The 4,924-nt window shown below is 70.8% G+C and carries 4 protein-coding genes and 1 tRNA gene; 2 read left to right on the forward strand and 3 right to left on the reverse strand.

Going from position 1 to position 4,924, the window contains the following annotated elements; all coding sequences use genetic code 11:
* Nucleotides 1-180: 180 nt before the first annotated feature.
* Together ACFQ87_RS31220 and ACFQ87_RS31225 are read right to left on the reverse strand one after the other, a co-directional pair.
* A complete protein-coding gene (locus ACFQ87_RS31220) occupies nucleotides 181-1,617 on the reverse strand; it encodes a Cys-Gln thioester bond-forming surface protein (RefSeq protein ID WP_380614213.1) in 1,437 nt (478 codons plus the stop codon).
* Nucleotides 1,618-1,971: 354 nt separating this feature from the next.
* Nucleotides 1,972-2,565: a single-stranded DNA-binding protein gene (locus tag ACFQ87_RS31225; protein ID WP_380614214.1), complete on the reverse strand. Its 594-nt coding sequence runs from the start codon at nucleotides 2,563-2,565 to the stop codon at nucleotides 1,972-1,974.
* A gap of 634 nt (nucleotides 2,566-3,199) precedes the next feature.
* Here ACFQ87_RS31225 and ACFQ87_RS31230 point away from each other — a divergent pair.
* Nucleotides 3,200-3,275: transfer RNA gene (locus ACFQ87_RS31230), tRNA-Arg, on the forward strand.
* Between the two features lie 229 nt (nucleotides 3,276-3,504).
* Here ACFQ87_RS31230 and ACFQ87_RS31235 read toward each other — a convergent pair.
* Entirely contained in the window at nucleotides 3,505-4,113 is a 609-nt protein-coding gene (locus ACFQ87_RS31235; RefSeq protein ID WP_380614215.1) for a TetR/AcrR family transcriptional regulator, read from the reverse strand.
* Nucleotides 4,114-4,190: 77 nt separating this feature from the next.
* On the opposite strand from ACFQ87_RS31235, the gene ACFQ87_RS31240 reads away from it, so the two are divergent.
* Nucleotides 4,191-4,742, forward strand: a complete 552-nt coding sequence (locus ACFQ87_RS31240) for a GNAT family N-acetyltransferase (protein WP_380614216.1) — start codon at nucleotides 4,191-4,193, stop codon at nucleotides 4,740-4,742.
* Nucleotides 4,743-4,924: the final 182 nt, after the last annotated feature.

Genomic DNA, 4,924 nt, shown 5'->3' on the forward strand with positions numbered 1-4,924 from the left:
ACAAACACGCAACCCCCCAGACGACCCCCGTGGGGGGAGGAGGGGGGGGGGGGGCTGGGTCGACGTGCCGGTCCCCCCCCCACAACAAAGGCGCCACCTCCCCTCCCCCCAAAAGGGGGGGGGGGCCCCCGGGCCGTGGCCTAGCAGCACCAACCGGTGCCGCTAACCCGTACTACCGGTTCAGGCGGCACCGCCACCGTGGCGGCCACGGCGACGCAGGAAGAAGACCGCGGCACCACCGGCGATGACCAGGGCGCCCGCGACGCCGGCCAGGAGCGGGGTGTTGCTGTTGGCACCGGTCTGGGCCAGGCCACCGGTGCCCGGGGCGGCGCTGGTGGTCGCCGGGGTCGGCTGGCCGGCACCGGTGCTCGGGGTGCCCGACGGGGAGGCGGTCGGGGTGGCGGTGGTGGTGCCGGTGGCGGCCGGGGTGGTCGGGGCACCGGTCGGGGTCACGCCGGTCTTGCAGTCGAGGACGCCCGTGAACTTCTTGGCATAGCCGTTCGGGCCGGCCACGTTGATGGTGTACTCGGTCTTCTCGGCGACCTTGACGAGCACGCTCTCGGTCTTGCCCGGCTGGACGGTCACCTGCTGCGAGCCGACCGTAACGGCACCGGCCTCGTCACCGCTGTTGGTGACGGAGACGCGCACGCCGTTGTTGGCGCACTCGACCTTGGCGGTGCTGTCGATCAGCGCGCCCTTGCCCTGCTTCCAGGTGGCCTGGGCCCCGGCCGCGACGCTGACCTTCGTGGAGCCGGCCAGGATCATGGTCTGGCTGTGTCGACCCCGGCTGTCCACGTCGGTCATGAAGACCCGGCCGCTGAGCACGTTGGCCTCGGCGGTGGCGTTGACGGCGGCCTTGCCGTCCGCGGTGCCGGCCGGCACGTCCAGGAACAGCTGGGTGTCCTTGGCGATCGGCCCGGCCAGGGTGCCGTTGACCGGCTTGCCGTCCTTGTCCACCAGCTTGGCCTTGTCGGCGGCGTCGCCGGAGATGGCCAGCTTCACCTCGTTGGCGCTGGAGTTCAGGACGAACGGGCCGAGCTTGCTGCCCGACTTGCCGGACGCGGAGTCCGGGGTGAGCGTCAGCGAGGGCTTCGGCTCGGCCGCGACGCCCTTGTTGACGTCGCTGGTCAGGTAGTCACGCAGCTTCTTGGCGTTCTCGTTCTGCGGGACGGCGGTCTTGTTGTCCGAGAACTTCCAGATCGCGGCCTGGGTGCCGGCGGCGGCGTCCGCGTCGCTCAGGTCATCGACGTGGATGGCCGCGGCCAGGGACTTCAGGTTCGCCTGCGGGTACGAGTTCTCCAGGATCCAGCGGATCTTGGGGGCGTTGGCGTTGCTGTTGAGGGAGCTCGACGCCCAGTCCGACTCGTGGTACTTCGCGCCGCTGTCCAGGTAGACCGGGTTGTCGAAGTCGATGCAGTAGGTCTGCAGCTTCTCGCCCGCGGCCGTCTTGAGGGTGAACAGACCGCCCTCGACGGTCCCCTTGCCCTGGACGTCGATCGCCTCGCCGAGCATCTCGTTCTGGACCACAGCGGTCACACCCGACGACGGGGTGTCCGCCGCGGCCGCCGCACCGGCCGCGAACAGGCCCCCGCCCAGCGCAAGACTGGTCGTGAGCATGACAGTGGTTATGCGGGACAGACTCCGCCCGTGCCTCTGGAACATCTGGGATCCCTCCGGAGCAGGCCGCGCCGAGTGGGCAGCCCGCCGACTTGCCGTGCCGCGCGTGCCCCCTGTGGCGCCGCTGCGGGTATGAACCAGACGAATCCTATTGAGCCTCAGAGGCCCCGAAACCTCCATGCGAAATCAGGACGATTCCGTATCTGTATCGTTATCAACCCCCTCAGGATCCACACACGCTGACGATCGACCAGAATCGCCTCGCCACTTTCCGTTATCCGGTCGAGATTGCACGTGCGGGCGCAACAACCTTCTCGATCAACATATTTGTCGACAGAGAAGGTCACCGGCCGGTCAGCTCAGCATCGCCTGGTCTTCACCGCTCCGCTCCCCCTCGGACATGCCCTCCTGCTGCTCCGTCACCGACCGCACACCCGGCGGCAGCTCGGGCAACCGCGGCGCGGCGGCCACCGCCGAGGCCCTGCGCGCCTCCAGCGCGTTGGCGATCCACCCCGGCACCGGCTCGTCCACCCCCTCCGCCGCCCCCGCCGCGACCGGCCCGGCACCGCCCGGCGGCTGCCCGCGCACCCCGGTCGCCCAACGGAAGGCCGAGGTACCGCGGGTGAGGTCGTGTCCGACCGACCTGGCCTCGATCTCGGCCCGACTGCGCCTCACCTCACCCTCCGTCCACTCCCGCACCCGCAGCCGGCCCGTCACCAGCACCGGGTCCCCCTTGGCCAGCGAGCCGATCAGGTTGACCGCGAGCGCCCGCCAGGCCGTCACCCTCAGCCACTGCGTCTCGCCGTCCACCCAGCACGCCCGCTCGCGGTCGTACCGGCGCTCCGTGCAGCCGATCCGAAAGTTCGCCATCGGCACGCCGTTGGCGGTTTCCCCGTAGGTCACCTCGGTCGCGACATTGCCGAGCACCGTCACATGCGCCTCGCTCACAGCACACTCTCCGTTCTCGCCGATGCACCGTACGGAATCGAGCGGTGCGAGTTGAGAGTGCGTCCCGAAGGAAATCCCGGCCACCGAGTTCCGAAATCCTGTGGATAACTCGGCACAACGGAAAGTCGTCGTCACCCGCAGGGGTGAATTTCAGCCTTCGTACACCGTCAGGCAGCCGTCTCCTCGCGGCCATGACAACAAACCGGCAGATCGCCGCCCCCGTCCGGGCCCGGCGGAAGCCTCGCCGGCCGCCGTCCGCGCACGTCATCCGACCGGCGCAAGCCGAATACGGCCCCCACCCGCGGCGGCGGCGACACATTCTCCGTGCCGAATCCATAACGGGTGAGGAGGCAGCCCCGTAACGACTGCACAACGTCCGGCGCGGAAGAGTGCCATACCGCTGCACTCACGGCGTTCACCTGCGATTATCGGACCGCTCCACCGAACCGACACACCAACGACGGTGTCGTCACACCCGGCCGAGGAACTGAACACCCTTATCCTGTCCCCGACAGGGCGAGGGCCCACCAACCCCCACCCCCACCCTCAGGTACGGGGACGGACAACGCGCGCCTCCAGCGCTCGCTGCCCGATCCCGGCCACGGTCACGCCCACCACGGGCGCCGTCCGTCCCGCCCCCATAGCTCAGCGGATAGAGCACCCGCCTTCTAAGCGGTAGGTCGCAGGTTCGAATCCTGCTGGGGGCACCACCCTGCAATTCCCGCAGGCCATCGCGCCGGCGAACACTTTCCGTGGTCGTTTCGGACCTCCGGGTAATCCAACACCCACCGCGCATAAGCCGTGACAATGTGTGTCATGCCCGCCGCGAAATCACCTGGAATTCCGGGCGAATCCCCCACCCCCGCGCCAAACCGACCCGCCGGGCGCGGCGATCGGGCCCCGGCCGATCCGCCGGCCCCGCCGGCCCCGCCGACCCCGTCAGCCCGTCAGGCCCGCCAGGTAGGCGTCGAGCAGCGCGGTCTGCCGCTCGGCCGGGAACTCCGCCGGGGCGAACAGCACCTGCACCACCAGACCCAGCACGAAGGCCTGCGCCCCCGCCGCGAGCCCGGCCGGGTCCGCCCCGGCCGGAAGCTCCCCGAGCCGCTGGGCGTCCGCCACGTGTGCCGTGAGCGCCACCCGCGAGCGGGCGTAGCGGGCGGCGTGCGCGGCCGCCAGCTCCGGGTCGGCCAGGGCGACGTCCCAGGAGCCGACCCAGATCCGGTTGCCCGCCACGGCCGCCTCGTCCAGCGGCAGCACGTCGAGCAGCGAGGCCCGCAACCGGGCCAGCCCGACCGGCGGCGGGGTGCCGTCGACGGGTGCGGTGCGCCGGGGCCGGGCGAGCGAGCGCCGGTCGAGCTCCTCCAGCGCATGGCTCAGCAGCGCCCGCTTGTTCGGGAAGTAGTGCGTCAACAGTCCGGTGGAGGCGCCCAGTTCGGCGGCCACCGCACGCAGGGTCAGCCCCTCGAAGCCCTTGCTGGAGAGCACCCGCCACACCCCCTCGGAGACTTCCGAGCGGCGGGCGTCATGGTCTCCACGGGCTGGCGTCATGGGGGCTATCGTACATACCAAACGTTTGTTATGAATGGATCCCGACAGCTCACGCACCACCCGTGAAAGGCCCGCCCGTGTTTTCCGTACCGCTCGCCGAGAACGCCGAACTGCGCCCGCTGGAGCCCTGGCAGGCCCCCGAGTTCCTGGCCCACATCGACCGCGCCCGGGCCCACACCGACCCGTGGATCCCGTGGGCCACCTTCTCCACCGACCTGGACTCGGCCCGCGCCACCCTGCAGCGCTACGCCGACGGCCAGGCCGCCGACGAGCGCCGGATCTACGGCATCTGGCGGGACGGCGCGCTGGTCGGCGGCGTGATGTTCACGCACTTCAGCACCAAGTCCGGCAACTGCGAGATCGGCGCCTGGACGGAGCCGGCCGGCGAGGGCGGCGGGCTGATCACCGCCGCCGTCCGGCAGCTGCTCGACTACGCCTTCGTCACCCGCGGCCTGCACCGCGCCGAGTGGTGGTGCTCGGCCGTCAACACCCGCAGCCGGGCGGTGGCCGAGCGGGTCGGCATGCGGCGGGACGGCGTGCTGCGCGAGTGGTTCCTGCACAACGGGGTCCGCCAGGACAAGGAGATCTGGGCGATCCTGGCCCCGGAGTGGGCCGCCGCCAAGGCCTGACCCCGGACCGGGCCCGGCCGAAGCGGGCCGAGGACCGACCCGGGCGGGACCCGACACGAGCAGCGGGGGGGGGGGGGGGGCCCCCCGGAAACAGGTGGTTACCACCACCCCGGAAGTCGGTCTCAGTATCTCGAGACCCCAACTCTTCTTCCCGTTTGGGTTTTCCGCGGGAGGTACCGAGA

The sequence above is a fragment of the Kitasatospora sp. NPDC056531 genome (genome assembly GCF_042794375.1).
GTDB lineage: Bacteria > Actinomycetota > Actinomycetes > Streptomycetales > Streptomycetaceae > Kitasatospora.

Coding starts and splice junctions, on each gene's coding strand:
- ACFQ87_RS31220 (WP_380614213.1), bottom strand. CDS start 1,617: ATGCTCACGACCAGTCTTGCGCTGGGCGGGGGCCTGTTCGCGGCCGGT.
- ACFQ87_RS31235 (WP_380614215.1), bottom strand. CDS start 4,113: ATGACGCCAGCCCGTGGAGACCATGACGCCCGCCGCTCGGAAGTCTCC.